This window comes from Paenarthrobacter sp. NPDC056912, from assembly GCF_042786555.1.
In the GTDB taxonomy this organism is placed as follows: domain Bacteria; phylum Actinomycetota; class Actinomycetes; order Actinomycetales; family Micrococcaceae; genus Arthrobacter.
The window spans coordinates 1-1,731 of the sequence record NZ_JBHUCD010000048.1; the positions used below are offsets into that span (position 1 = coordinate 1).

The window sequence follows — 1,731 nt, forward strand, 5'->3', positions numbered from 1 at the left end:
CGATCGAGTGGACCCGCTACCTGCGCTCGATGCTCGGCATCGACGGCGGCGACACCGACGAAGACAACCTCGACTTGCTCGCGGCGGCCGACGCCGAGGGCGGCGAACTCCGCGCGGGCGTCCGCGTCACCGAGGACGGCTGGCACGCGGTCGCGAGGAAGGCCCTCGACCTGGAGGCGACGCAGGCCGCCGAGGGCACCGACGGCAACACCGACCCGGCCGCCATGGCTGCCCGCGTCCGTGAGGTCCTGGCGCTCGCCGACGTCGCCGACGAGGTCGTCGTTCTCGGTCCGCAGGACGTCGTGGACGCGTACGCCGAGATGCTCGAAGCCCTCGCCCGCCGACGCGAGGAAGCAGCTGCACGACGTCGCCGCGAAGCCGAGGAGAACGACGACCAGGAGGACGACGCCGACGACCGCGAACGTGCCGTCTGGCACATCGCCCGACGCCTCGCCCAGCCGCAGAACTGATATCAGTCCGGCATAACTCGCTGCCGGAATCTGATGCCGACACGGGTCCGGGGCGCCGGCGCTTTCGCGCGACAGCGAGGGGCGCCGGATCCCCTCTCCGGGCCGCCGCGCGTCACCGTCCCCACCGCCAATTTCAGGTGGGGACGTGACGGAGGCGGGCAGTAGAGGGGATGTCAGCGAAAACGGACACCCCCACCACGCGTGGTGACCTGCACAGACGGGGTCGGCCGGAATCCGGTAAGGGCAGCAGAAGTCGCAACAGATGCCGCAGCAGATGCCGCAGGAGATGGCGCAAGAGCTGTCGCAAGCCGCCGCCCGGCCGACCGCGAAACTGGGCCCAATGACCCACAACTCGCTGCCGGAATCTGCGCCCCGCAGGACACGCCCAGCGCAGCGACCGACCGGCACGGCGGACCGATCAGATATCTGATCGCTTAGCTTGCTCCCCTGCCCGTGCCCGGGCCCGACGTCGCCCCCGACGCTCGGCCTAACGTTCCAATAGGCCACAACTGGCTGCCCGGATCTGATGTCAACGACGGCCGCCCGCGACCGGTCGGTAGCGACTCAGAGCTTGCCGTCGTCCTCCTCGCCGGCGCCGACTTCGGCACTGAGATCGAGGACAAGGTCTAGTGCTGCAAGAAGAACTCGGAGATGTTCTTCGCGAAGCAGGTCCAGTACCTGAGGTACCGGAAATCGGACCGCAGCCGTTTCGCTCCAGGGGCGAAGATGTATCTCAGGCGGCGTCCCCTGCCAGGTGAGTTTCGAGGGTGTCCTCCGCGGCCCGTTCACCAGCGCTTAGACCGGCCGAACGACCTGCTCAACGTCCTAGAGACGGACCCGAAGTTCGACTGCTCGATGTTCGTCGACAGGGCCGGTCAGCGGAAGTATCCGTCCAGTGACCCTCGGTCACGTGGTGCGCGTCACCGAAGGGTTCATGTGAGGACTTTCGATCTGCTGGCGGCCTCATGACCCCCCTACATGAAGTGCCTGTCACCAACCTCGTGAGCTGAGCATCCGACATGAAGCAGCAGGTCAGGGCCACTTAGGCGCTTTTATGCGTGTGCGTGATTCCGTTGGCATTGTGGCGGCTCCGCTCGCGCTGCGTAGGCTTCTCCCTGACCGGCAGCACCGGAGTCCGAACGAGGCCCTTCGAGGACGAGTTCGACGCCGACCGCGCCAACGGGTTTCCGGTCGCCGTGTAGTCCGACAGCCCTCGAACACCTGGAGGCAAAAAAACAGCGGTCCCCTGCGCCAACAGGGC

1 pseudogene is annotated in these 1,731 nt (G+C 67.1%); it reads left to right on the plus strand.

Annotated features, from left to right (window positions below):
* A pseudogene (locus ACFRJ9_RS23935) lies at nucleotides 1-470 on the plus strand (hypothetical protein); the annotation flags it as partial.
* Between the last annotated feature and the right edge of the window lie 1,261 nt (nucleotides 471-1,731).